28 protein-coding genes, 2 tRNA genes and 1 other RNA gene are annotated in these 24,371 nt (G+C 46.1%); 30 read left to right on the top strand and 1 reads right to left on the bottom strand.

What is annotated here, in order from left to right:
* The first annotated feature begins 129 nt into the window (after positions 1-129).
* From SCACP_RS20235 to SCACP_RS20110, 26 genes are all read left to right on the top strand, one after another.
* Entirely contained in the window at positions 130-282 is a 153-nt protein-coding gene (locus tag SCACP_RS20235) for a hypothetical protein (protein ID WP_425059278.1), read from the top strand.
* A gap of 343 nt (positions 283-625) precedes the next feature.
* Positions 626-865, top strand: coding sequence for a cation transporter (locus SCACP_RS20230; RefSeq protein ID WP_425059277.1), 240 nt, complete (start codon positions 626-628; stop codon positions 863-865).
* A gap of 176 nt (positions 866-1,041) precedes the next feature.
* On the top strand, positions 1,042-1,491 hold the full coding sequence (gene tadA, locus SCACP_RS20225) for a tRNA adenosine(34) deaminase TadA (RefSeq protein WP_425059276.1): 450 nt from the start codon (positions 1,042-1,044) through the stop codon (positions 1,489-1,491).
* 3 nt (positions 1,492-1,494) lie between these two features.
* Positions 1,495-1,585: transfer RNA gene (locus tag SCACP_RS20220), tRNA-Ser, on the top strand.
* Positions 1,586-2,405: 820 nt separating this feature from the next.
* Positions 2,406-3,602 (top strand): nickel pincer cofactor biosynthesis protein LarC, encoded by a 1,197-nt coding sequence (gene larC / locus SCACP_RS20215; RefSeq protein WP_425059275.1) that lies wholly within the window; start codon positions 2,406-2,408, stop codon positions 3,600-3,602.
* 72 nt (positions 3,603-3,674) lie between these two features.
* Complete coding sequence (locus SCACP_RS20210; protein ID WP_425059274.1) at positions 3,675-4,460, top strand: IclR family transcriptional regulator; 786 nt, start codon at positions 3,675-3,677, stop codon at positions 4,458-4,460.
* A 225-nt stretch (positions 4,461-4,685) separates the two neighbouring features.
* Entirely contained in the window at positions 4,686-5,300 is a 615-nt protein-coding gene (locus SCACP_RS20205) for a 4Fe-4S binding protein (protein ID WP_425059273.1), read from the top strand.
* Positions 5,300-6,754: a hypothetical protein gene (locus SCACP_RS20200; protein WP_425059272.1), complete on the top strand. Its 1,455-nt coding sequence runs from the start codon at positions 5,300-5,302 to the stop codon at positions 6,752-6,754. Before SCACP_RS20205 ends, SCACP_RS20200 begins: the two co-directional genes overlap by 1 nt.
* Positions 6,755-6,851: 97 nt before the next feature.
* The gene (locus SCACP_RS20195; RefSeq protein WP_425059271.1) at positions 6,852-8,147 is read left to right on the top strand and encodes a benzoate/H(+) symporter BenE family transporter; all 1,296 of its coding nucleotides are present in this window, start codon (positions 6,852-6,854) and stop codon (positions 8,145-8,147) included.
* Positions 8,148-8,171: 24 nt separating this feature from the next.
* Positions 8,172-8,969, top strand: coding sequence for a hypothetical protein (locus SCACP_RS20190; RefSeq protein ID WP_425059270.1), 798 nt, complete (start codon positions 8,172-8,174; stop codon positions 8,967-8,969).
* A 5-nt stretch (positions 8,970-8,974) separates the two neighbouring features.
* The gene (locus SCACP_RS20185) at positions 8,975-9,886 is read left to right on the top strand and encodes a molybdopterin-binding protein (RefSeq protein WP_425059269.1); all 912 of its coding nucleotides are present in this window, start codon (positions 8,975-8,977) and stop codon (positions 9,884-9,886) included.
* Positions 9,867-10,649, top strand: a complete 783-nt coding sequence (locus SCACP_RS20180) for a 2-keto-4-pentenoate hydratase (RefSeq protein ID WP_425059268.1) — start codon at positions 9,867-9,869, stop codon at positions 10,647-10,649. Before SCACP_RS20185 ends, SCACP_RS20180 begins: the two co-directional genes overlap by 20 nt.
* 11 nt (positions 10,650-10,660) lie before the next feature.
* Positions 10,661-11,530, top strand: a complete 870-nt coding sequence (locus SCACP_RS20175; protein ID WP_425059267.1) for an acetaldehyde dehydrogenase (acetylating) — start codon at positions 10,661-10,663, stop codon at positions 11,528-11,530.
* Positions 11,530-12,546, top strand: coding sequence for a 4-hydroxy-2-oxovalerate aldolase (gene dmpG / locus SCACP_RS20170; RefSeq protein WP_425059266.1), 1,017 nt, complete (start codon positions 11,530-11,532; stop codon positions 12,544-12,546). Before SCACP_RS20175 ends, dmpG begins: the two co-directional genes overlap by 1 nt.
* Positions 12,547-12,548: 2 nt before the next feature.
* Positions 12,549-12,674, top strand: a complete 126-nt coding sequence (locus tag SCACP_RS20165; RefSeq protein WP_425059265.1) for an aminopeptidase P family N-terminal domain-containing protein — start codon at positions 12,549-12,551, stop codon at positions 12,672-12,674.
* 154 nt (positions 12,675-12,828) lie between these two features.
* Positions 12,829-13,395, top strand: a complete 567-nt coding sequence (locus SCACP_RS20160; protein WP_425059264.1) for a beta-class carbonic anhydrase — start codon at positions 12,829-12,831, stop codon at positions 13,393-13,395.
* A gap of 295 nt (positions 13,396-13,690) precedes the next feature.
* On the top strand, positions 13,691-13,933 hold the full coding sequence (locus SCACP_RS20155) for a UbiX family flavin prenyltransferase (RefSeq protein ID WP_425061459.1): 243 nt from the start codon (positions 13,691-13,693) through the stop codon (positions 13,931-13,933).
* Between the two features lie 492 nt (positions 13,934-14,425).
* Positions 14,426-14,515, top strand: a tRNA-Ser gene (locus tag SCACP_RS20150).
* Between the two features lie 60 nt (positions 14,516-14,575).
* Positions 14,576-14,675, top strand: an RNA gene (ffs, locus tag SCACP_RS20145) — signal recognition particle sRNA small type.
* A gap of 291 nt (positions 14,676-14,966) precedes the next feature.
* Positions 14,967-16,661: a DNA polymerase III subunit gamma/tau gene (dnaX, locus tag SCACP_RS20140; RefSeq protein ID WP_425059263.1), complete on the top strand. Its 1,695-nt coding sequence runs from the start codon at positions 14,967-14,969 to the stop codon at positions 16,659-16,661.
* A gap of 23 nt (positions 16,662-16,684) precedes the next feature.
* On the top strand, positions 16,685-17,011 hold the full coding sequence (locus SCACP_RS20135) for a YbaB/EbfC family nucleoid-associated protein (protein WP_425059262.1): 327 nt from the start codon (positions 16,685-16,687) through the stop codon (positions 17,009-17,011).
* Positions 17,012-17,014: 3 nt separating this feature from the next.
* Complete coding sequence (recR, locus tag SCACP_RS20130) at positions 17,015-17,608, top strand: recombination mediator RecR (protein WP_425059261.1); 594 nt, start codon at positions 17,015-17,017, stop codon at positions 17,606-17,608.
* Positions 17,609-17,915: 307 nt separating this feature from the next.
* On the top strand, positions 17,916-18,176 hold the full coding sequence (locus SCACP_RS20125; RefSeq protein WP_425059260.1) for a YaaL family protein: 261 nt from the start codon (positions 17,916-17,918) through the stop codon (positions 18,174-18,176).
* 99 nt (positions 18,177-18,275) lie between these two features.
* Positions 18,276-18,566 carry a YaaL family protein gene (locus tag SCACP_RS20120; protein ID WP_425059259.1) on the top strand — a complete coding sequence of 97 codons (291 nt, stop codon included), beginning with the start codon at positions 18,276-18,278 and terminating at the stop codon, positions 18,564-18,566.
* A 51-nt stretch (positions 18,567-18,617) separates the two neighbouring features.
* Positions 18,618-18,896 carry a pro-sigmaK processing inhibitor BofA family protein gene (locus SCACP_RS20115; protein ID WP_425059258.1) on the top strand — a complete coding sequence of 93 codons (279 nt, stop codon included), beginning with the start codon at positions 18,618-18,620 and terminating at the stop codon, positions 18,894-18,896.
* Positions 18,897-19,026: 130 nt separating this feature from the next.
* Positions 19,027-19,716, top strand: a complete 690-nt coding sequence (locus SCACP_RS20110; RefSeq protein WP_425059257.1) for a hypothetical protein — start codon at positions 19,027-19,029, stop codon at positions 19,714-19,716.
* Positions 19,717-19,809: 93 nt separating this feature from the next.
* On the opposite strand, the gene SCACP_RS20105 is transcribed toward SCACP_RS20110, so the two are convergent.
* Entirely contained in the window at positions 19,810-20,184 is a 375-nt protein-coding gene (locus tag SCACP_RS20105; protein ID WP_425059256.1) for a methylglyoxal synthase, read from the bottom strand.
* Between the two features lie 349 nt (positions 20,185-20,533).
* On the opposite strand from SCACP_RS20105, the gene SCACP_RS20100 reads away from it, so the two are divergent.
* From SCACP_RS20100 to ilvC, 4 genes are all read left to right on the top strand, one after another.
* Positions 20,534-21,838, top strand: a complete 1,305-nt coding sequence (locus tag SCACP_RS20100; protein WP_425059255.1) for a phenylacetate--CoA ligase family protein — start codon at positions 20,534-20,536, stop codon at positions 21,836-21,838.
* 10 nt (positions 21,839-21,848) lie between these two features.
* Complete coding sequence (locus SCACP_RS20095; protein WP_425059254.1) at positions 21,849-22,298, top strand: ACT domain-containing protein; 450 nt, start codon at positions 21,849-21,851, stop codon at positions 22,296-22,298.
* Positions 22,299-22,847: 549 nt separating this feature from the next.
* A complete protein-coding gene (ilvN, locus tag SCACP_RS20090) occupies positions 22,848-23,393 on the top strand; it encodes an acetolactate synthase small subunit (protein WP_425059253.1) in 546 nt (181 codons plus the stop codon).
* A complete protein-coding gene (gene ilvC / locus SCACP_RS20085; protein ID WP_425059252.1) occupies positions 23,374-24,369 on the top strand; it encodes a ketol-acid reductoisomerase in 996 nt (331 codons plus the stop codon). The genes ilvN and ilvC overlap by 20 nt, the downstream gene beginning before the upstream one ends.
* The last annotated feature ends 2 nt before the right edge of the window (positions 24,370-24,371 follow it).

Raw genomic sequence — 24,371 nt, 5'->3', positions numbered from 1 at the left:
ATCGGCGCAAGGGGTTATTTCTTTGGCTATAGTTATTTGGTTTATTCTCATATACATCATATGTATGCATACTATTACCTAATAGAAGAATAGATATAATTAGACAATTTTACCGAGGAGGTTTGGCAAATGGCAGATACGTTCTACAAATGTATACACTGTGGTTGGATTTATAAGACAGAGGATGGAAAAAAACCGGAAATTTGTGAACGGTGTGGCAGTAAAGATACAATTATTTCAGTAGCTCAAGAACCCGGGCAATTCGGCTGTGTCGGTAAGTAAGACCAGTAATAACCCTTTGCAGACTCTGCAGAGGGTTATTTTTTTAGCTATATAGTATCCAATAAAGATGTACAGGCGTGTTGTTAGTATAAGCGTAAGTCAAGCGCCAGCGGTGGAGCGTTACTAACAACACGCCTAGAAAAAATCTTTATTGGATTTCATATATATCAACAAAGATTCGCGAATTTTAGAAAAGATACTAAGGAACTTTTTGGTCTAATTAGAGAAAAAATGTAAACTGGGACTAGAATTAAGATTCAAATTCGGGTATTATGGAATTGGTAATGATTGTAACCATCGGTGATGGAATCCGGATAATAGACAGTTATGGGGGGAATTTACTGTGGGTACAAGGTACAATATCGACAACTTAAAACTTAAGGTAGCCTTGAATGTTGAAGGAATGAGTTGCGATCACTGCAAAAAGGCTGTGGAAGCAAGGGTCATTACTATGTATGGAGTGGATTCGGCGGTTGCCGATCTTGCCGCCAAAACACTTACCGTGGAGTTTGATCCGAATTGTGTTACACTGAAAGAAATAGCGGCAGCAGTGACCGAAGAAGGATATACCGTATCTGTATAAGAAAGCTCAAGAAAATTAAAGTCTTACCCACAAGCTCAATGACGTATAATTATATAAGCCATTGGGCTTTTTCAATATATCCATAATATACCGGTAAAGTAGTGTTGATTTTTTTTTGTTGACACTATATACTATTAAAGTAACATTTCGAAGAGCCCTTCGCGGCGGTGAGAACAGTGGATGACAGCTATTATATGGGTCTGGCGCTGGTTGAAGCTCAAAAGGCTTTTGACTTAGGCGAAGTGCCGATTGGTGCTGTATTGGTAATGGACAATCAGGTAATTGCCACTGCTCACAATATGCGTGAACTGTGGCATGATGCCACCGCGCATGCCGAAGTAATTGCAATCCGGGAAGCGTGCCGGGTATTAAAACGCTGGCGGTTGACTGGAGCTACACTTTATGTTACTATAGAGCCGTGTCCCATGTGCGCAGGTGCTCTGGTCATGAGCCGCGTGGACAGGCTGGTATATGGAAGCCCGGATTATAAAGCCGGGGCAGTTGAGTCATTGTTTAATGTTGCGCAAAATTCTGCCCTGAATCATCGATTAGAAGTAACCGCTGGTGTACGTGCTGAAGAATGTGCAGCCATTATGAAAGAATTTTTCCGTCAACGCCGGAAGTAATATGGAGAGGTGTCCGAGCTGGTCGAAGGAGCCTGACTCGAAATCAGGTAGGCGGGGAACCGTCTCGTGGGTTCGAATCCCACCCTCTCCGCCAGAAAAGCCAACGCTTTCAGGGTTTTACTCTGAGAGCTTTTTTATTGCGTAGTACAAAGGAGCCGTTATCCCGTTTTTATGAGGGATAACGGCTCTTATTGGTGCGCCCGGCATGGGGCTTACTTGTTGGCGAAAGTCCAATATGGAAGTTGATAGTGACAACCGTTAGCTTAAGACAAAGGTGCATCGTGAGGTGGAATCTGAAGTCAGCAGAGGTCATACTGCTAGAGCGGATATTACGCTCTGAACGGTGAAGGCTAACAACGGAAGCCACGGAGTGGATGGAATGACGGGGTTCTGCCGCACATGCCAATTCTCCTTATTTTAGAGTGCGTGGACAGGGTTACCTGCTGCGTCTCTATTATAAGGAGCTTTTTTATGGTTTGCCGGGATAATACTGGTATATAGACTGATTTTGGTTGCTTTTGGATAATTTTAGGCAGTTTTAAACCTTGATGTTTTTAAGTGAATTTATTGGAATGCTACTGATTATATCTATATAGTATCCAATAAAGATGTACAGGCGTGTTGTTAGTATAAGCGTAAGTCAAGCGCCAGCGGCGGAGCGTTACTAACAACACGCCTAGAAAAAAATCTTTATTGGAATTCATATAGTTGGCAGTAATAACAGTTAATGTCTATAGTTCTTAAGATTAAGTAAATAAAAAAAATAAATTTAATCAAAATTGAAGGAATTATTACTTTTTTGTCGAAATAAGAAATTATTCAATATTAATGAACGATATATGATAATATCGCACAAAATGATATATATATTTTAAAAATAGTGTTATACTGGCGGATATGTGAGGGGTAATAAGATGAGTGTTGCATATCTTGATTGCTTTTCCGGTATTAGTGGCAACATGATGGTAGGAGCGTTGCTTGATGCAGGAATGCCGATGGGATATCTGGAGACAGAACTTAAGAAACTACCGTTGTCATCCTATAAATTAATTGACAAGGAAGTGACGAAAAAAGGAATTAGAGCCAGATATTTCAATGTCGAGGTACGCAAATGGTTCCAACCTTCCCGTAACTTTACTGACATACGTAATATTATAGAAAAAAGTACGTTATCTGATCAAGTCAAACAGTGTTCATCAGCGATTTTTTCAAAACTGGCTGCTGCCGAGGCTAAAGTCCATGGAGTTCCGGTTGAAAAAATCCATTTCCACGAGGTCGGCGCCGTTGATTCCATTATTGATATTGTGGGTACGGCAATCGGTCTAGAATACTTGGGAATTAAGGAGATTTACGCGTCGGCTTTACATGTAGGTGCAGGCTATGTTAAATGCAGCCATGGACAAATGCCGGTTCCGGCACCGGCGACGGCAGAACTGTTATCAGGAATTCCTTTTTATGCAGAGAATATAAAAAAAGAACTTGTTACTCCTACCGGTGCCGCCATTGTCGCTACTCTGGTAAAAGGATTTGGTTCAACTCCGCCCAATTTCAAATCAAGAAAAGTTTGTTACGGAGCCGGCAGCAGAGATATAGAAATACCTAATGTTTTGCGCCTTTATCTGGGAGAAAAGAATTATGCTGCTGAAACCGGAAATGCCGGCGAAACTAAGATTGTTGAGACGAACATTGATGACCTTAATCCGCAAGTATACGGATATGTCATGGAACGGTTATTTGCCGCCGGGGCGCATGATGTCTATCTTACCTCGATCATTATGAAGAAAAACCGTCCCGGAACCAAAATAACCGTTATGGTGTCACCGGAAAAGGTGAATGATATTGTACAAATCATGTTAGCGGAAACAAGTACGTTGGGTGTTCGTATCTTGGGCTGTGAAACGGCGCATGTTGATGTATCCATGATTAATGTAGATACCGAGTGGGGAACAGTTAAAGTTAAAGTAGGGAAGCTGAACGACAGGCTGATAAATGTCGCTCCTGAATTTGAGGATTGCAAAACAATTGCGGCCAGGCATAAAATTCCCTTAAAAACCATCCATTTACACGTATTGCGTAACTGCGGCCCGATGCTTGACCTGATGGCAAAGTAACCCGATAGCGGGATAAGTAATTGGATTTAGGATTGCGATTTATCTGAACTGTCAATATTTAAAAAAAAGGGTATGATTATGGGTAATTCGACCAATGACAGTAAGCAAATTCAGTCTATCGCCAGAGCGGTTAGTATTTTGGAGCATTTGGCTCTTAACGGCAATGAGGACAGTCTGAGTAATATCAGCAGAACTATCGGCTTGAGTAAGAGTACAACTTATAGTATTATCGCTACGCTTGAACAGTTGGGTTTGGTACAGCAGGATCAAGTATCTGCCCGGTACTCATTAGGTATGAAGCTATTTGAATGGGGGCAAGTCGTTCATTCCAGTATGGATTTGCGGAAAATTGCCGTGCCGCCGCTGCAAGATCTGGTGGCAAAATATGGTGAAACCGCACATCTGGGCGTTTTGTCACAGGGAGAAGTAGTATATATAGATAAGGTCGATAGTCAACATTCCATTCGTATTGCCTCGCAGATTGGCGGTCGAAATCCGGCGCATTGTACAGGCGTTGGCAAAATGCTGATGGCAGAATTGCCGGCTATAGAGATTGATAAAATCCTCGCAGAAAAGGGACTAACCAAATTTACTGAAAAAACGGTAACTGATCCTGCTGTGCTGAAACAGCATTTGTGCAAAATTCGTGAGCAGGGATATGCTATCGATGATGAGGAAATTGAAAGCGGCTTAACTTGTGTAGCCGCACCGATACGAAATCATTGTAAAGAGGTGGTTGCCGCCATCAGTCTGTCGGGCCCCACGCATCGAATGAATGCAGAAAACTTAGATCAGATTATTGCCGATGTAGTTTCTACAGCTGATCTAATCTCAGCGCATCTAGGCTATAAGAGATAATGATTTATTAGAGTATATTCACCAACTACTCTTTTTTTAGATCAAAGTATGAACAGCGTGCGATAATGCAGGACAAATAATTGAGAACATTCTCGCAATGCTGTTGTAATACCTTGCAATAATAGTGAAGTAAAGGGGGAATGCTGTAGAGAGTGGCGGAGGCATTAATAATTTGTATAGCATCGTAGAAATGGTTTTCTTTATTTAGTAAAGGGAGGGATTCATTTGAAACTTATTTCATTAAAACCATTGATTGATAAGGACAAATGTATTGGCTGTGGTATTTGCAGTAAAGTCTGTCCGGCTGCAACAATTTCCATTGAAGACAAAACGGCATGCGTAAATGAGGAGTTTTGTCGTGGTTGCGGGGCGTGTGAACAACGCTGTCCTGTATATGCCATCACGATGACAAAGCTTGAAAAACCATATAAGGTATCGGTTAATGTGGATGACGTTCCCTATGAAAAAATCGAAGAATTGTGTAAATCAGCTCATATGCATCCGGAGCAAATCATTTGTTTCTGCACAACTACCAGAGCTGAGGAAGTGGCAGCTGCCGTTTTAAAAGGCGCAAAAACGCCTGAGGAAATATCCAGACAGACCGGTATTCGCATGGGGTGCAAAGTAGAGTGTATCCAACCTATTCTGCGAATCTTAAAGGCAGCGGGAATTGATCCTGAGCGTCCCAACGGCTATCAATGGTATGGTGCTACGCCAACGTTATGGGACATTTCGCCCGAAATCAAAGAGAAATACAAAACAAGCGGCTTTTATTTTGATGAAGACATTAAGATTATAGACAAGGTAGTTAAAGCAAAAGGAAGCAGGGGGGATCGTTGATGCGCAAACCGATTACACCAACAGCGGCAAAAGTATCGCAATATGGTATTCATCCTAACCTCGTAACGAAAAGGATGGCCGACTATCCGGAAATGACTTCAGTTATGGTCAAGGAACTTTTCCCTGATGCGCCTGATGTTATTTATCCCAGTGCCGAGGGAGATGGGCTTGAGCTTATCAGAAAAGCGACAGTTGATGCCTTAAAAGATGTCGATATGTCAATGATTAAGCCCGGGCATTCTGTAAATGTGCTTGCTTCGCATCATGGCTTTACATTATTGGGTGGTCAGCCGTATGCAACATTTTTGAAAATGGTGCGTGATGAAATCGAAAAAAGAACAGGCGCGACCGACATCAGGCTGCGGGCCGGTAATGGTCTCCGCTTTCGCGAGACGGAAGAGTATATAAAACAGTACGGACTGGATGTCCATTTCAAGGGGAAAGCCAGATGTATCGCCCCCATTGATGAAGGCGTTCCTATTCAAACCGAGATTGGTACATTGTACGGGATTAAGTCGGTATATGATGCCGATTGGATCGTTCATGCTCACAATAGTGATGTTAGGGAAGTGCACTTTCACCGTCATGTGGACCGGGCCGTCAAACCCTTTGGCATGAGTTACGCTCGCATTGAAACCCGCTCAACCTATCATCAAAATCTAGGACCCCGGGGTGCCAATTTTACGGCTCGCTCCATTTTTGAGTCGGACTTTGTAAAATCGAAATTTGCCTTTACCGCCTTTTTAAACATGGCTCCCAGTGGCGTGGTAGGCGTAGTGGCCGCCAATGACCTGTTTAAGCTTAATGATTATCTTACTTTTGTCGGTCTTAATTATTACGGAAAAATTATGACCTTACTCGGGGAGATTGATGAATGTATTGTGGGACTTGATTTTCCGTGTCCGGTGCCCTATGTATTTGCAGCCGGTGTAATTTATGCCAATATGGTGGGCGCCAATGTCGACCTGTTTGATCTTGACGGCGATCTGCCCCCTTATACCTGGTATACTGAGGCCTTTTACGGAAAAAACGGCAAGCCGCTTATTGATGATATTACACCGGTAAATCCCGCTATTAAGATGGTCATTCATAACTACGCCTGGGGCGGTTACCCAAGTGCTTTCTTCTCGGAACAAATACCAACAATCATTGTAAAGCAAGAACAAGCAGAACTCTTTGACAATGACCCGCAGAACTTAGAGTATACCAAGCATGCAGTTGTTTCGGAAAATCTTGACAGCGCCATGCGTTTTGCCTATAAAACGGCAAAAACCGATAAAGTCTTAATCTTTGATGGCGCTATCGGCGGTCTTAACATCAGCCAAAGTCTCCTGAAACTGTTGCAGGAAAAAGCGCCTGTTGTCTCCAAACGCGTGGATGAGGAATTAATGCCGAAATGGCTGAAACAACGCGGTATTTCTCATTTGACACCAAAAGTAAATAAAGAACGGTAGCATTCATGGGCGAGCATCGGCTTAAAGATTTGGCAGCGCGGATTATGGTAACATCAGTGGACGTATAAATGAATATAATATTAGGAGGAGATTATTTATGGCGTGGATGGAACCAGGGTATAAACTTTTCGACAGCCTAAAAATTGCAGTAAAAAATGCTAATGCTGCGGGAATTGGCACAGGATTTGTCGCCGCGATTTTTAGTATCATGGGCCCGGGAGTTATTGTTATGAATGCCGCTCAGCAGGGTAAACTCGCACCTGAGGTGGCTACCTCCTGGTTGTTTGCTATCTATATGACCGGTGGACTGTTTACCATATATTACGCGCTCAAGTATCGGCTACCGCTCGTTGCTGCTTATAGCATTCCGGGAGCGATTATCATCGGCAAATCACTGACCCATCTTCCTCACGCCGAAGCCGTGGGAGCCTACTATATGGTGGCGTTGATTGTTGGTTTGATCAGTACTTCGGGGTTAATAAAAAAGGCCATTAATTATCTTCCACTGCCAGTAATGCTGGGGATGATAGCCGGTGTCATGATGAGCTTTGGCGTTAATCTGGTTAGCGCAATAAAAGAACAACCGGCACTCATCGGCCCGCCCGTACTCCTGTTCTTTGTACTCACGGCATTGAAAGGATTTTCAAAAAAGTTTCCTCCAATTTTGGGTTCTATTTTACTTGGCGGCTTTTTAGCAACCTCTCTGGGTATGGCCAAGTGGGATGTACTTCATTTTCAATTGGCTACTCCGGTGATGTTTCTGCATCCTGAGTTTACTGCCAGAGCGTTTTTCGAGCTGACAATTCCGTTAACGGTGTTAGTGCTTGGGGTGCAAAACATTCAGGCAGTGGGTGTGCTAATGGCCGAAGGATATAAAAATCTTCCGATTAATTCCATATTTATCGTTCCGGGCCTAGGAACTGTTTTGAATGCAATTTTCGGCGCCCATCCCTGTGTAACCGCCGGCCCCAGTACGGCAATCTGCGCCAGCCCGGCAGCCGGTGAGGATAAATCGCTCCGCTTTATTGCCGCTATCTCTGAAGGAAGCTTTTGGATTTTGTTTTCTCTTTCCGCCGGTGTTGCCATTGCCGTTGCCGGGCTGGTACCGAAAGAGCTCACCGCTATGCTGGCAGGACTTGCAATGTTTGGGGTATTAATCAGTGCCTTTAGCGGTGCATTTTCCGGCAGATTCAAATATGGTTCTTTCGTGTCTTTTCTGGTAGCCGTCTCCAATATCACCGTATTTAATATTGGCGCACCCTTCTGGGCGTTGATTGCCGGTGTTTTGTTCTCTATCCTGATGGAGCGTGAAGATTTTGTATTGCAACGTCAAATGAAGGAACAAGAAATGAAGGAACTGGAATTAGCGTGTGAAAGTGGGCAAAATGCCTAAATTAATTACCGGGGAGGGATTTCGGTGGCAAATGACATACGTGATATCATTTTCGCAACTGTTCGGGACAATGAGTATACTGCACACCTGTCAGCAGAACAGGACGGGGTAGTATCGGGTGTAGCGCGGCTACAAGCAGTATTGGAGCAGAGGCAGATAAAATATCAATTTTTTAAAAAAGACAGCGATTTCGTAGCAGCAGGCGAGGTGATTTTCACTCTGTCAGGGACACCGAAAGACATTGCGGTTGCCGAGGAGTTTGCTATCGGCATGCTGAGTAAACCTTCAGGGATTGCTACTGCTGCCCGCAAGGCAGTGTCTATGGCCGGGTCTATGCGCATCGTCAGCGGCGCCTGGAAAAAGGCGCCGCCGGAAATTAAGCTGATTGTCCGGGAAGCCGTAACTCATGGCGGGGCGTCTTTCCGTATTGTAGATGTACCGTTTTTGTACCTGGATAAGAACTTTGTCCGCATGCTGGGTGGTATTAAGGAAACATTGGCTGCCGTTGGTGCCATGCCGGAACTCAAGGTGATCCAGGTCAAAGGAGAAACGGGAAATGTGGCCGCCGAAGCAGTGCTGGCTGCCGAATGCGGGGCCGGAATTATTATGGTGGATACCGGCAATATCGAAGATTTACGCAAAGTAAGTGCCAGTCTGAAAGAAACCGGCTATCGCTCCAAGGTTCAACTGGCTTTTGCCAAGGGCATTGCTTTGCAAAATATCGAGAAGCTGCAAGCAGAAGACATTGATATTTTGGATATTGGCATGCAAATTATTGATGCACCGTTATTGGATATGAAACTTGATGTAGTAGGGAGCTAGCTATCATGAAATTAAACCTGCTTGAGAAAACAGAACTGCGGATTCAGAACGTACTGATGAAAGACGTGAACTTGACTGCTATTGCGTCCATCGTGGCCGAAGTCCTGGAATTGCCACAGGAAAAAGTACTGGTAATTGATGTAAGACCTGATCATTTTTGTCTGGATATTTTAGAAAAAACGATTGGAGTAAACCAGATTATTGGTAAAGAAAAGGCACTTTTGGAGAAACTGGGAGAAATCCCCGGTCTTACGGTAGGCCCCGATACTTTTATTGATTCACGTGGCATTATGGGCCTGATTAACTGCGATGAGGTTGAGGCTGAGCACATTGTAGCGCGAACCCAGGATATGCTTACAGAAATCGAAAAAAATGTTTTGGCCCGTGCGCTGATTTACTCCACAGGGTTTGAACTTGAGCAGGCAATGATTGAAGATACGAATTCCCCATATCTCTGTAAGGTTTTGCAAGCAAACGGTTACAAAGCAGAATTCGGCGGCATAATTGCAGACAGCAAAGGCGCTATCAGTAGCAAGATTATGGATGCTGTTGACCGCGGCTTTGGTCTGGTGATTACCACAGGCGGTGTGGGGGCGGAGGACAAAGATTTCAGTGTTGAAGCGCTAACTGCCATTGATCCGGCGGCGCTCACTCCCTATATTGTGCAATTTAAAAAGGGAACAGGAAGACATGTGAAAGATGGGGTTCGTATTGGGATTGGCAGGGTTGGCCTTGCTACCATTATTAACTTGCCTGGCCCGCATGATGAAGTGGTTGCTGCCGCCGAAGTTTTGAAAAAGTATTGCCGCGCCGGGTGGGTGGATCATGTGGGGTTGGCTAATGAGATTGCCCATGTGCTGCGGCAAAAATTGCAACACAAAAAATGGAGGGATCATCATGGAACCAAGCATCATTAAGCAATTGGCGGCCGAGCTTTATGAGGCCGAAAAAACCGGGGAAGCCATAGCAACCATTACTGACAAGTATCAGCTTACGAATGATGAAGCCTATGAAATTCAAATTGAAGGTATGAAACTGCGGCTGGCTGACGGCCATCGTATCGTGGGTAAAAAAATCGGTTTGACAAGCAAAGCCATGCAAAATGCGCTTGGCGTATTTGAGCCCGATTACGGTTATATTGCCGATTACATGATGAGTTATGAAGGCGAACCCATCCTACTGAGCGAGCTCGTCGCGCCTAAAGTCGAACCGGAAATTGCGTTTGTATTGAAGGAAGACCTTCAAGGACCTGGAGTTACCGTTGCCGATGTTTTACGGGCTACGGCCGGCATTATGCCGGCCATCGAGATCATTGACAGCCGGGTAAAAGACTGGAAAATCAAAATTCAAGACACGATTGCCGACGGGGCTTCGATCGGGCGGGTTGTCTTGAGCGGAAAATTGACCCCTGTCGATGATATAGATATGAGATTCATGGGGCTTGTTCTTGAAAAAAACGGCGAGATAGTTGCTACGGCTGCCGGCGCCGCTGTTCTGGGACATCCGGCCAATGCCGTTGCCTGGTTGGCTAATAAGCTGGCAAAGTATAATATCAGCCTGAAAAAGGGCGAGGTTATTATGTCCGGCTCCTTTACCGCCGCCTGTCCCGTAACCGACGGAGATAATGTAACATGCTATTTTGACCATATTGGCAGTGTATCTGCACGTTTCAAAAAATAGGAGGGGATCTTGTGAAGTTAAAAACAGCTATTGTGGGGCCGGGAAACATTGGGATTGATTTAATGCTCAAAATAGCTCGCAGCGAGCATTTGGAGCTGGTGATGATGGCCGGGATTGTCCCGGATTCTTATGGACTAAAACTAGCGGCGGAGAAGGGGATCAAAACTACCCTTGAAGGTATTCACGGTATATTAAAGGAAAAAGACATTGATATCGTATTTGACGCTACTGGTGCGCGGGCTCACCAGATGCATGCGCCGCTATTAAAAGAAGCGGGAATTTTTGCGATCGACTTAACGCCGGCGGCTGTAGGGCCGTATTGTGTGCCGGCCGTAGAATTGAACTTTGCCTTTGATATTGACAATGTCAATATGGTGACCTGCGGTGGTCAGGCTACTGTTCCCATTGTGGCTGCTGTAAACCGGGTTACGCCTGTCGAATATGCCGAAATTGTCGCCACAATCTCCAGTAAGAGCGCTGGTCCTGGTACCCGGCAAAATATCGACGAGTTTACCGAAACTACCAGGAGTGCGCTGATCAAAGTGGGCGGGGCCAAAGATGCCAAAGCCATTATTATATTGAATCCTGCCGAGCCGCCGGTTATGATGCGGAATACCATTTATTGCAAGTGTGATACCAGTAAGATTGACCAAATTACAGAATCTATACACGCCATGGTGGCCGAAGTAAAAAGATATGTTCCCGGTTATCGTTTGAAAGTTGAGCCCTATGCCGATGGTGAGAGAATCATTGCCATGGTTGAGGTTGAGGGTGCCGGTGATTATCTTCCCAAATATTCCGGCAATCTGGATATCATCACTTCGGCGTCCATTGCTGTGGCTGAGCGTTATGCCGAACACAAAATGAAGGGGGCTAACTAATGAAACAGATTCGTATTATTGATGCCACATTGCGCGACGGTATGCATGCCGTTAGCCATTCGCTGTCAGCAGAACAAATGGGGGCAATTGCCCAGCGTTTGGATGAAGCTGGTGTGACTACCATCGAAATCGGGCATGGCGATGGTATTGGTGGATCATCATTACAATATGGTTTTGCTAAAGCTTCAGACAGAGAATATTTTGCCGCCGTTTCCAAAGCCCTAAAAAATTGTAAGATGGACGTACTGTTAATTCCGGGTATCGGAACGATAGAGGACTTAAAAGTCGCGATGGAATACAATGTTCATACCGTCCGGGTTGCTACCCATGTTACCGAGGCCGATGTGGCCGAACAACATATAAATTTTGCTAAAAAGAATGGTCTTGAGGCCATCGGCTTTCTGATGATGAGCCACATGGCGCCTGTAGAAAAAGTGGTTGAGCAGGCCAAACTTATGGAGAGCTATGGTGCCGATGTGGTATATATGGCTGACTCGGGCGGAGCCATGGTGCCTGATGAAGTTAAAGCAAAAATCTCGGCACTCAAAGCAGCTATTAATGTTCCGGTAGGGTTCCATGCGCATAATAACTTAGGCCTTGCCGTCGGCAACACATTAGCCGCTATCGAAACCGGCGCCACTGTAGTGGACGGTACTGTCCGCGGTCTTGGTGCCGGCGCTGGCAATACCCAACTGGAAGTGTTGGTCGCAGTACTGAATAAAATGGGTTATGACACCGGCATTGACCTTTACAAACTGATGGATGTCGGCCAGGAAATGATCGATCCGCTTATGCATCGCCCCCAAATCATCAGTAACGATGCTCTGGTTATAGGTTATGCCGGCGCTTACGGCAGCTTCCTGCTCCATGCTCGCCGTGCTGCCGAGAAATTTGGTGTTGATGCCCGTGACATTTTGATGGAGCTAGGACGGCGCAAAACAGTGGGTGGCCAAGAAGACTTGATCATTGATGTTGCCATTGAACTTAGTAAACAACGTAAACAAAATGTCGGCTAATCATGAGAAACCCCTGCACTGACCGGATCACAAAGGCGCAACAAATGATGGCCGAGACGAACCTTGATCTCTTGCTGGTAACCAATCGCGAAAACCTTATTTATTTTTACAGGTTTGACCCAAATTGAATGTTTGGCGCTGTTGATTCCACGGCAAGGTGAATCGTGTGCCATAACTTTATGGCTGGATGCTGATTATGTTCGGAGTAAAACCGGAATTACAACAGTGGAGTTTTGTTGATTATATGATAAACTAAATTGGCAAAAGGCAGGAGAATTTGATATGTCTGTCTTAGAACAAATGCTTATGGTAAACAAATCTTTTGTTGCTAATACACTACTTACCCATGAACAAACCGGTGTAAACGTTGGCAAATTGCCAAAAAGGAACCTGGCAGTGTTTACTTGTATGGATACTAGGTTGGTTGATTTTCTTGAACCGGCTCTGGGGCTTAGGCGGGAAGATGCCGTAGTAATAAAAAATGCCGGCAATTCGGTTACAGGCCCTTTTGAGGCTACCATCCGCAGTCTGGTTATTGCGATATATGAACTTGGGGTGCAGGAAATTATTGTTATCGGTCATGAGGATTGTGGCGTGGCTCACTCCAGTGCCGATCTTGTGATTAATAAGATGCTGGCCAGGGGAATTTCGCGGGATGCTATAAAAATGATTAAAGATGATTTGGAAGTTTGGCTGGATACCTTTCATCACCCTCATGACAATGTGCGGCAGGTTGTCGAAAAAATTAAAAATAACCCGTTAATTCCTGCGGATGTACCAATACACGGATTAATGTTCGACCCCCATACAGGCGAAGTATCAGTGCTTGTAAACGGTTATGAGAAATAAAACTGGGTTTATGCATCGTGTACTCCTCAATATATACTGCGAATATTGTCGTACATTATTTGACAATATCGTACTTCCTCCGTTTTTTACACGGTAGCCGGCTATTTCTTCGATGATGTTGTTAAGGGTATAGAGCGGGCGGCAGGTAACAAACTTGACCCTTCGACAGATGACGGCATTGGTGATAAAATGGGTATTGATGCTGCTGTTCCGTTGGATGTGCCCAGAGAACGCTTTGAACGGGTGCGTATTCCCGGGGAAGAGAACATCAAACTGTGGACTTAGTAGTAATCTCATCCAGAGGGCCGCAGATGTCACTATAAAAGAGAGGCGCAAGCTCATCCTTGTTTCCCGCGAAACTCCTCTCAGTGCAATTCATTTAGAGAATATGCTCAGACTTTCCCGCCTGGGGGTAGTGATGATGCCGCCGGTGCCGGCATTCTATAACAAACCTGCAAGTCTCGATGACGTAATTAACCATCATATTGGCCGGATACTGGATCGTCTTGACATTGAACATGATTTGCGCTGGCAGTAAACGCTTCATGCCCAGTCTAGCAACAAGCCTTACCACCTTGGTATGGTATGGTTTATTGTTTTTTCGGATACATCTTATTGATTTGCGGTTTCCTTACGAAACGTGAATACAATTACAGGCTGGGCAGGTAACTGCCTTAAGTGAAGCATAATAGCGCGAGAGCTGGGCAGTCTGCACATGCTGTAGCCAAGTGGCTGCATCTATCACCGAGATTACCCAAGGTATGGCCTTTCGGGATTATGCCTATACCTTAGACAGCTCGCGTGTAATCTTATTAATAATTGGTAACAAAAGTATCTAGACAAACTAGCTGTAGCTGATATATAATGATTCTCGTTGACAAGGTCACTCTTATTAAAGATAGCAATTTGACAAGGACTATTGCACTAGTTATAATAAGATAGTGTCAAGTGTGTGAAAGCTAAAGCACCATATAAGACCATTGCATTATGTTTTCAAATAGTATATAATAATGAATCGTTGAGAGCATACGGAGAGATGTCCGAGTGGTTGAAGGAGCACGCCTGGAAAGCGTGTGTACGGGAAACTGTACCGAGGGTTCGAATCCCTCTCTCTCCGCCATAAATTCTATTGATGTAACAGCCGGTGGGGCTGTTTGTTTTTAAGGTCGGACCACGGCAACGCCGGGTCTTGCGCAATAGGAACTCATGAACCTCGTCAGGTCCGGAAGGAAGCAGCGATAAGTGACTATTCTTATGTGCCGCAAGGGTGCTTGGTTGTTGCTGTGGCCCGACGTTGAAAACAAAGCCCCAATAAGGCCGATCGCAAAATAGTAATAGTATATAATATTTCTTTTGAAAGTAGCCGGATTAAAGGCTGCTTTTTTGCTGTATTTTTGAAAGGATTATCCCGGATTTAAGGATGGGGTTTATAAGGTAACAACGGCAGACAACCTGAATTTTGCCATAGGGTATAGTGGCGGTTAGCTATCGGAATAAATTATTTTCGGGAAAAAGGGAAATATTTTACTGACGTGGAATATATCAATTTTATGAGGTAAGGAGGTGTGGGAATGGCTTATGTGGCATTATATCGTAAATGGCGGCCACAGGATTTTGATAGTTTGGTCGGCCAAGAGCATGTAAGCATTACGTTAAAGAATGCAATTGCTACCGGCAAGATTGCCCACGCCTTTCTGTTTGCCGGGCCGCGCGGCACCGGCAAGACAAGCACAGCCAAAATTCTCGCCAAGTCGCTCAATTGTCAGCACGGTCCCACCGCCAATCCCTGCAATAGTTGTCCTAATTGTGAGCGGATTACCGCCGGTACGTCGATGGATGTATTTGAAATTGACGCGGCTTCCAACCGGGGAATTGATGAAATCCGGGATTTGCGGGAGACAGTCAAATTTGCTCCGGTAGACGGGCGTTACAAGGTATACATTATAGACGAAGTGCATATGTTAACGACCGAGGCCTTTAATGCTCTGTTAAAAACCTTGGAAGAGCCGCCCGCCCATGTAGTTTTTGTGCTGGCAACAACCGAGCCGCATAAGATTCCGGCTACCATCCATTCCCGCTGTCAGCGTTATGATTTCCGGCGGATTGGTGTTAAGGAAATCGAGCAGCGGCTGGCTGATGTAGCTGAACACAGCGGTTTAAAAGTCATGCCGGAGGCGCTCCGGCTTATCGCTGTCCAGGCCGATGGCGGCATGCGGGATGCTCTTAGCATTTTGGATCAGTGTGCTGCTTTGGATGCCGGAGAAATGATAACTGCCGCTCATGTACGGCAGCTTTTAGGGCTTATTGGCTATGAGTGGGTATGGCAGTTAACCGATGCTATGGCTGAACGTGATGCTCATCGTGTGCTGCTAAAGCTTGACGAACTGATAAATTTAGGCAAGGATATCCGCCAACTGCTTGTCGAACTGGCGCTTCACGCCCGCAGTCTTATGCTGTATAAAGCCGTCCCTGATATTGAGAATATTGAAATGTACAGTGATGATAGAACTGTGCTTGCCGCTCAGAGCGCAAAATTTAGCCATGAAGAACTGGTGAAAATGCTTGAAGTGCTGCAGACGGCTGCTAATGAAATGAAATGGGCCGTTGAACCGCGTATTGTCGTAGAAATGGCTTTAATTTCACTTTGCCGCCGGACTACAAGTACTGATGTTGCTGCGCTGATGGAACGGGTAGCGGCGCTGGAAGCCAGAGTTGCTGACGGCCTACCTGCAGCGGCTCCACCTTCGCCGTCGCCGGCCGCCAGTCAAGCGTATACGCCGCCTGCACCGCTGCGTCAGCCGGTAAATCAGGAGGCGGCTGCCCCGCCTGTTAAACCGGCTGTACCGCCGCCGGCGCCGTCTGGCGCTAGCGCCGCCAATCTCAATGATATTTGGTCGGCAGTGCTTAAAGAACTGCTTGGAAGCGGCAAGCGTTCAGTTCATGCCTGTGTCATGCAAGGTCAACTGGCAGGTCTCACTGACAGTCAGGCCGTGGTGCGCTTTTCCGCAAGTTTTCCTAAGGAACGTACCGAGAAAGATGATTACCGGACTATTGTTGAAAAAACGCTGGCTCAAGTAACCGGAAAGCAGGTAAGGCTTATTTGCTCGTTAGGTATGGATATGCCGGCGCCAAAACCTGCTGCACCACCTCAGCAAACTGTGGCGGCAGCACCTGAACGCCCCCCCGATCCTGGGATTGAACACCCGGCTGTTAAACAGGCGCAAATAATGTTTGGCGGTACAGTTATTAAGATAGATGAAGAGTAATAAGGATTTAGGAGGATGATCCAATGTTTGGCAATATGGGAAATATGGCAGGAATGATGAAAAAAGTGCAAAAACTTCAGGCTGACATGGCGAAACTTCAGGAAGAGCTTAAGAGCCGGACCATTGAAGTATCGACCGGCGGTGGGGCGGTAAAAGTAGTAGTTAACGGCGAAAAAAAGGTCCAGTCGATCAAAATTGCTCCGTCTGCTGTTGATCCTGAAGATGTGGAGATGCTGGAAGATTTAGTGACTGCGGCTGTCAATGAAGCTATGGCTAAAGTTGATGATATGATGTCTCAGGAAATGGGTAAACTCACCGGCGGCCTCAATCTGCCGCCAGGAATGTTTTAATCCATGAGCTATATTGCACCAATCGCCAAGCTGGTTGAACAATTTCGCCGATTGCCTGGCATTGGCCCGAAATCTGCGACCCGCCTGGCCTATCATGTACTCAAAATGGATAAAAATCAGGCAGCGGCACTGGCAGAAGCAATTGTTGAAGCCAAAGAGAAAGTGGGCTACTGTTCGGTTTGCTTTGACCTGACTGATTCCGACCCTTGCCAGATTTGCCGGGCTGAGGGGCGTGACAGGTCGGTGGTATGTGTCGTTGAAGACCCCAAAGATGTAACCGCGATGGAACGTACCCGTGAATTCCGGGGACTCTATCATGTATTGCACGGAGCACTATCGCCGTTAGAAGGCGTGGGGCCGGATGATATCAGAATAAAAGAACTTCTTGGCCGTGTTGGCCAGGGAGTTCAGGAAGTTATTATGGCTACCAATCCGGATGTTGAAGGCGAGGCAACAGCCATGTATATTGCCAAACTGTTAAAGCCGCTGGGAGTCAAAGTTACCCGTATTGCCCATGGATTGCCGGTGGGCGGTGACCTTGAATACGCGGACGAAGTAACACTAGCTAAGGCTCTCGAAAATCGCCGGGAAATATAAGGGCGTTGTTTTATCCACCCTGTTTATGGGAATACTATAAAGAGAGACTTAGCTTCAGGCAGGTTTTTTACCTTATCTGAAGTTTAGTCGAACTTATCCAGGGACTTAGCCGCTCTTAACTCCTACTTATAGAAGGTGGGAGGCTTAGGGCGGCTTGGTCATCGGATAAAATGAAACCTGCCTCAGAGGGAGTATTTAGCACCCACTGAGGCTAGTTGAACTTATCCAGAGCTTGGCGCTGCTTATCCCGCGCAAGAAACGGCGGGTTAGTGGCGGTTAGCTGTCAAATAAACAGGGGGAGATGTATATGAAAACCGCTTTTATGAATTTGGTCAGCTACTTTATGCAGCAGCATGAACCGGAAGCTAAGTGTTTGCCGTCTTTGACCCAGCAGCTTGAGCAAGCCAGACAAGAATGGCTTAATGCCCAAAACTACTACGATAATGTGTCAGATGCCGACTTGGTTGATCATGCGTCCTACCTTATGCAAGCCGCTGAAAAAAAATATACATATTTACTAAAACGCGCCAGGCATGAAGGGATTCGCTGTTCACCGTTCAGACAATGAGTATGAAAAATACCGGATTATATCCGGTATTTTTTAGTAATATTTGGGACTTGCCGCCATATATTGTGGTAAAGCCTTATAGCTTGGAGGGATAGGAATATGGCGGCATGGCGGAGATTATTAGGTCTTTATGATACCGAGCCAATAAAGAAACTTCCTGGTATGACCGAAATAATAGAACAAGCGAGACGGGAGTGGCTGTATGCGCAAGAGTATTATAACATGGTAACCGATCCGGATTTGGTCGACTACGCTGTGTTTTTGATTAAAGCTGCTGAGCGTAAATATGTTTATCTATTGCGCAAGGCCCGTGTTGAAGGTGTCACATACCCGGGTGGCGTAAGTATTTCGGCAATTATCGAATCTGGTGCTGTACGACGGGTACTATGAAATGGTAGAATTAATAAGGAGAACTGTGACTCGTTGAAGGAGGTCTAGGGAATGCCGTTGGCAGGTTTAGAACTCAATGTTATTATTGCATATGCTTTCGGGATTATTTTAATTTATCTCATCGGACGAATGTTCTTAATGCCTATTAAACTGGTATTTAAGCTAATCTATAACGGCCTGGTGGGCGGGGTAATGCTTTGGGCTGTTAATTTTGTCGGCAGCTACATAGGATTCAATATTGGCATTAACCCAATTACGGCACTCATTGCCGGTTTTTTAGGGCTGCCGGGAGTTATTTTGCTGATTTTGTTTAAAATATTTATTGGCTAGCGCTGAATTTTGCCGATAATCAGAGTAATATTCAGGCTTCCGCTTTCGCCAAAGGCTCGGCGCAAGCCATGTTTTCTTTATTTTTGTATTATAAAGTTAGAGTTTTTTTGAACAAGGAGTGCATAAATACTTGGATACTGTAAAAGATACACTGCTTCCGGAACCAATCATCGAAGCATATGTGGGCGAATACGCGAGTGGTAAAAGTGAAAACGCCGTGAACCGGGCCGTTTATCTAAAAAAACAAGGATTACCGGTAACAATTGTAGACTTGGATACTGTTGAGCCGTGCTACACGCTCCGGCCTATCAAAAAGGAACTTGAAGAAATGGGCATTGAGGTAGTGGCGTGGGAGACGCGAGACACTACCGGACTAGGTGAAGCCGGTAATGTTATTAAAGCCTCAATGCGCTGGATACTGAGACGCAAGGGCAACATTATCATGGATGTTGGCTATGGTGTACATGGCGCCAGGATTTTTAACCTGGTGGAGGGTGCATTTGAAAACCCGTACCTTAAAATTATTGCCGTGCTTAATATGTCCCGGCCATTTACCTCCACAGTCGATAATATTTTGGATTATGTATCAACACTGGGACGGGTGGATGCTGTACTTAATAATACCCACATGGCGGAAGAGACCACTGTTGAAATCGTACAGCGCGGCGCCGAAGGCGTAACCGAGGCGGCCAGGCGCATCGGTGTACCGGTGGTAGCTACTGCCGCCGTAGCTGAAATTGCCGAGAAAATCGGACCTGTTGACTGTATGGGGAACCCGGTCTGGAAATTAGAACGCATTATGCCTCGTACATTCTGGTAAACAAAAGAGTTTCGGTACGGTCCCGCGTATCTCCACCGGGAAGTAAATGACCGCCCGCTATGCGGATGGTTATTTACTAAGTGTACTCTATAATTATTCACCTTTCAGACAACGTAGTATTAGGCCGGCGCTTGCTACGTTGGTAGCTACCGGAATGTTATGGACGTCGCAGACGCGCAGGAGGGCGGTGATATCCGGTTCATGCGGCTGGGCAGTAAGCGGGTCGCGTAAGAAGAAGACGGCATCAACTTCGTGACAGGCGATACGAGCACCAATTTGCTGGTCGCCGCCTAAAGGTCCGGATAAGTAAGTGGTAACTTCCAGAGCAGCATGTTCTTTGATAATTTTTCCGGTAGTGGCGGTTGCTATTAAAGTATGACATGACAGCAGTTCTTTGTTTTCTAAAACGAATTTAAGCATTTCATCTTTTTTGCGGTCATGGGCTATGAGTGCGATGGTTTTTTTCAAGAGTTATCACCTCGTCATGTATGTATCCTTTATCCTATAATACCATAAGATACTTCAGGGTAAAACCTGGGACAAAGCGGAGTTTGCTTAAAGAAGCGGGGTATCAGGAGCGGTGAGCTACCGGATAATTATTGCTTGACTTTGTCCTTGCTTACTGGTATCATATTCCACGAAATACTGTATACATGCAGCAATGTGGAAGTGTGCCTAGGGTTCCGGCAGTATTCTGCGACTGGTCCGAGCGGCGCAAGGCCCGAATGGGTCACACCGTGGGTAAAAAAAACCCTAGCGGAAAGTTCCTACCAAGGACTTTTTGCGGGGTTTTTTCTTTTTCGGAGGGGGAGGAGAAATGAATACGTATTGGAACAAGCCGGCGGAAACCATGGAACGTGAGGAAATGACCAGCCTCCAGACCGGTCGGCTGAAAGAGATTGTTGACAGATTGTACCGACAGCAGCCGTTTTACCGCTCCAAAATGCAGGCTGAGGGACTGCTGCCCGAAGATGTTGCCACATTAGAGGATATTAGAAAGCTGCCGTTTACAACAAAGCAGGATATGCGCGATAATTATCCTTACGGACTGTTCGCCGTTCCGATGTCCGAGATTGTCCGGATTCATGCCTCCAGCGGCACCACTGGCAGACCCACAGTTGTCGGCTATACTAAGCGCGATATTGGTATTTGGTCAGAAGTAGCTGCCAGATCACTTGTGGCGGCAGGTCTTAGCAGGCAGTCGTGCATTCAGGTGGCTTACGGTTATGGGTTATTTACCGGCGGTTTGGGCATTCATTATGGTGCTGAACTTCTTGGCGCCTCCGTAATTCCGATATCCAGCGGCAATACTGCCAGACAAATTATGTTAATGAAAGATTTCGGCACTACAGCGCTGGCATGCACGCCGTCTTACGCGTTATATCTTGCGGAAACAATGCGTGAGATGGGCATTGATCCCCGCGAAACCTCACTCAAGGTAGGGGTATTTGGAGCAGAGCCATGGTCTGAACGCATGCGCCAGGAGATAGAGTCCCAGCTGGGCATTCGGGCTATTGACATTTACGGGTTAAGTGAAATCATTGGTCCAGGTGTTGCAATTGAATGCTGTGTTCAAGATGGCCTGCATATTAGTGAAGACCATTTCTACCCGGAAATCATCAATCCGGTAACCGGTGAAGTGTTGCCAGATGGTGAGAAAGGTGAGTTAGTCATTACCACGCTCACTAAAGAAGGCATGCCGATGATTCGTTACCGGACACGGGACCTGACTGTCCTGCACCGGGAGAAATGCGCCTGCGGCCGCACTCTGGTAAGGATGAGCAAAGTGCTCGGACGGAGTGACGATATGCTGATCATTCGCGGCGTTAACGTTTTCCCGTCGCAAGTTGAAAGCGTGCTGTTAAGCATTGGCGAAACATCGCCCCATTACCAACTTATTGTTGACCGTAAGGACAACCTTGATCATCTTACTGTCCTGGTAGAAATAACTGAAGCCATGTTCTCCGACGAAGTGCGCGGTTTGGAGCACTTAGAAGGAAAAATTAAGGCTGAATTGGCCAGCGTACTTAATGTTTCGGCCACGGTGCGCCTTGTCGGGCCGAAAACCATTGAGCGGAGTGAAGGTAAGGCCAAGCGGGTTATTGACAATAGAAAAATATAGGAGGTTCGGCATGATTATTAATCAACTGTCGGTATTTGTGGAAAACCGGCCGGGGACGCTGGCCGAAGTATTGGGAGTGCTTAATGCGCACGAAATCAATATGCGGGCAATGGCGTTAGCCGATACTGCCGACTTTGGCATTCTCAGAATTATTGTAAATGAACCGGAAAAAGTACAACACATTTTACGAGGGGCTGGATTTACCGTCAAGGCTACACCGGTGCTTGCCATCTTAGTAACCGATTATCCGGGCAGTTTGTTTGAACAGCTTAATAAGCTGAGTGCTGCCGGCGTTAATGTTGAATATGTATATGCTTTTGCCGCTAATTCATCCGAAAAGGCCCGGGTAGTATTAAAAGTGGACAATTTGACTTTGGCCGAACGGCTAATTAACGGTGAGAGCCAAAAAAGTGAACCATACCGTGATGAACTAGGTTCAGCTCCCGATTTTTATTGGTAAAGTAGTTTTGGTGTAATATGTAACATGAAAAAAACTCTTGACAAAGCACATGGGTACTGGCATAATGTATACAAAGTTACATGTTGCGTAAGGAAGTGCGTCTAGGGTTCCGCTGGTTAACAGGACTGGGCCGAGCGACGCAAAACATAGCTTAATGCTGTGTTACACCGTGAGTATAAAAGGCTCTGCGGAAAGTTTCTTACTTTGTTAAAAGGGAAACTTTAATCAGGGCCTATTTGTTTCACTTTTTTTCAGCAAAATAATGGGAATGGTAATGATTGGGATTAAAGCTCAGCGTAATCCTGCTCAGAGATGCCGGTGGTCGGTGCGAACCGGTGCAGGAGGTTGGGACGATGCTCACCCAAGAACTCTGTTGCCGAAGTATGTATTGTGTTTTGTACACAGTATGTTTTAAGCAATAGCGGCGCCGACCGTTACCCGGTAGGCCATGAGCAAAGGTTTGTGGCGTAAGAGCCCAAAGTAGGGTGGTACCGCGCGATAGGCGCCCCTATGTCAGAATGATCCTGACATAGGGGCGTTTTATATTTTATGAGAGGAGTGGTAATAGTGCAGTCAAACGTTCTTTCCGTGTTGGTACACAATCAGCCGGGGGTTCTGGTAAGAGTGGCCGGCATGTTTTCCCGGCGGGGGTTTAATATTGACAGCCTGACAGTGGGCGTCACGCAAGATCCTGATTTTTCCCGGATCACGGTAACCGTTCGCGGTAATGAGGCATTTGTTGATCAGGTAAAAAAGCAAATTGAAAAATTGGTGGAAGTAGTAGCTGTGCAGATATTACCGCTTGACCATTCGGTGATGCGGGGTATGGCCCTCCTAAAGGTCAAGGCCGGCGATAACCGCACCGAAGTCCTCAAGCTTGCCGAAATTTTCCGGGCAAATGTCGTTGATATTTCCGGCACTACGGTAACCCTTGAAATAACCGGTGACGAGGGAAAAATCAATGCTTTAGCCGAACTGTTAGTACCTTACGGACTGTTGGAAACCATCCAAACCGGCCTTGTAGCGCTGGAACGGGGTGAAAATACAATTTATCAATATGGGGAGAGAGAAAATTATGAGCAAAATGTATTATGAACAAGATGCCCGCTGGGAACTTCTGCAAGGTAAGACGGTAGCCATCATCGGCTACGGCAGTCAGGGCCACGCCCATGCATTGAATCTAAGAGACAGTGGCGTTAAAGTAATCGTCGGCCTCCATGAAGGCAGCAAATCAGCCGGTAAAGCCCGCGAAGAGGGCCTGACAGTTACCGATGTCGCCCAGGCAGTAGCGCAGGCGGATATTACCATGGTCCTTATTCCTGATGAAAAGCAGGCTAAAGTATATGCCGAATCAATTGCTCCCAACTTAAAGCCGGGTTCGGCCCTTGCCTTTGCCCACGGTTTTAACATTCATTTTAACCAGATTGTCCCGCCGGCTAATGTTGATGTATTTATGGTGGCCCCCAAAGGACCTGGCCATCTGGTACGCCGGGTATTTACCGAAGGTGGCGGTGTACCTTGCCTTATGGCAGTATATCAAGATTTTAACGGCAATACTCAGGATTTGGCCCTGGCTTATGCCAAAGGCATCGGCGGTGCCCGGGCCGGCGTATTGGTAACTACCTTCAAAGATGAAACCGAATCCGACCTCTTCGGCGAGCAGGCAGTCCTGTGCGGTGGCGTGACTGAGTTAATTAAAGCCGGGTTTGATACCCTGGTTGAAGCCGGATACGAGCCTGAGCTGGCCTATTTTGAGTGTTTGCACGAGATGAAGCTTATCGTTGACCTTATGTATGAAGGCGGCATGGCCGCCATGCGCTACTCGATCAGCGACACTGCCGAATATGGTGATTATGTGACCGGCCGGCGGATTATTACCGATGAAACCCGCAATGAAATGAAGAAAATTTTGGCCGAAATTCAGGATGGCAGCTTTGCGAGAAACTGGATCCTGGAAAACCAGGCAAATCGTCCGATGTTTAACGCCAAGCGCCGTCAGGAAGCCGCTCATAAGATTGAGATCGTGGGAAAAGAACTGCGTTCGATGATGTCCTGGCTGCAAAAAAAATAGAT

This window comes from Sporomusaceae bacterium ACPt, assembly GCA_041428575.1.
Taxonomy (GTDB): Bacteria; Bacillota; Negativicutes; order Sporomusales; family Sporomusaceae; genus Sporomusa_D; species Sporomusa_D carbonis.
The sequence above is the reverse complement of the archived record's forward strand: the minus strand, read 5'-3'. Positions and strand labels throughout refer to the sequence as shown.

Coding starts and splice junctions, on each gene's coding strand:
- SCACP_RS20235 (WP_425059278.1), top strand. CDS start 130: ATGGCAGATACGTTCTACAAATGTATACACTGTGGTTGGATTTATAAG.
- larC (WP_425059275.1), top strand. CDS start 2,406: ATGAGTGTTGCATATCTTGATTGCTTTTCCGGTATTAGTGGCAACATG.
- SCACP_RS20210 (WP_425059274.1), top strand. CDS start 3,675: ATGATTATGGGTAATTCGACCAATGACAGTAAGCAAATTCAGTCTATC.
- SCACP_RS20200 (WP_425059272.1), top strand. CDS start 5,300: ATGCGCAAACCGATTACACCAACAGCGGCAAAAGTATCGCAATATGGT.
- SCACP_RS20195 (WP_425059271.1), top strand. CDS start 6,852: ATGGCGTGGATGGAACCAGGGTATAAACTTTTCGACAGCCTAAAAATT.
- SCACP_RS20185 (WP_425059269.1), top strand. CDS start 8,975: ATGAAATTAAACCTGCTTGAGAAAACAGAACTGCGGATTCAGAACGTA.
- SCACP_RS20180 (WP_425059268.1), top strand. CDS start 9,867: ATGGAACCAAGCATCATTAAGCAATTGGCGGCCGAGCTTTATGAGGCC.
- dmpG (WP_425059266.1), top strand. CDS start 11,530: ATGAAACAGATTCGTATTATTGATGCCACATTGCGCGACGGTATGCAT.
- SCACP_RS20165 (WP_425059265.1), top strand. CDS start 12,549: ATGAGAAACCCCTGCACTGACCGGATCACAAAGGCGCAACAAATGATG.
- SCACP_RS20160 (WP_425059264.1), top strand. CDS start 12,829: ATGTCTGTCTTAGAACAAATGCTTATGGTAAACAAATCTTTTGTTGCT.
- dnaX (WP_425059263.1), top strand. CDS start 14,967: ATGGCTTATGTGGCATTATATCGTAAATGGCGGCCACAGGATTTTGAT.
- SCACP_RS20135 (WP_425059262.1), top strand. CDS start 16,685: ATGTTTGGCAATATGGGAAATATGGCAGGAATGATGAAAAAAGTGCAA.
- recR (WP_425059261.1), top strand. CDS start 17,015: ATGAGCTATATTGCACCAATCGCCAAGCTGGTTGAACAATTTCGCCGA.
- SCACP_RS20125 (WP_425059260.1), top strand. CDS start 17,916: ATGAAAACCGCTTTTATGAATTTGGTCAGCTACTTTATGCAGCAGCAT.
- SCACP_RS20120 (WP_425059259.1), top strand. CDS start 18,276: ATGGCGGCATGGCGGAGATTATTAGGTCTTTATGATACCGAGCCAATA.
- SCACP_RS20115 (WP_425059258.1), top strand. CDS start 18,618: ATGCCGTTGGCAGGTTTAGAACTCAATGTTATTATTGCATATGCTTTC.
- SCACP_RS20100 (WP_425059255.1), top strand. CDS start 20,534: ATGAATACGTATTGGAACAAGCCGGCGGAAACCATGGAACGTGAGGAA.
- SCACP_RS20095 (WP_425059254.1), top strand. CDS start 21,849: ATGATTATTAATCAACTGTCGGTATTTGTGGAAAACCGGCCGGGGACG.
- ilvN (WP_425059253.1), top strand. CDS start 22,848: ATGAGAGGAGTGGTAATAGTGCAGTCAAACGTTCTTTCCGTGTTGGTA.
- ilvC (WP_425059252.1), top strand. CDS start 23,374: ATGAGCAAAATGTATTATGAACAAGATGCCCGCTGGGAACTTCTGCAA.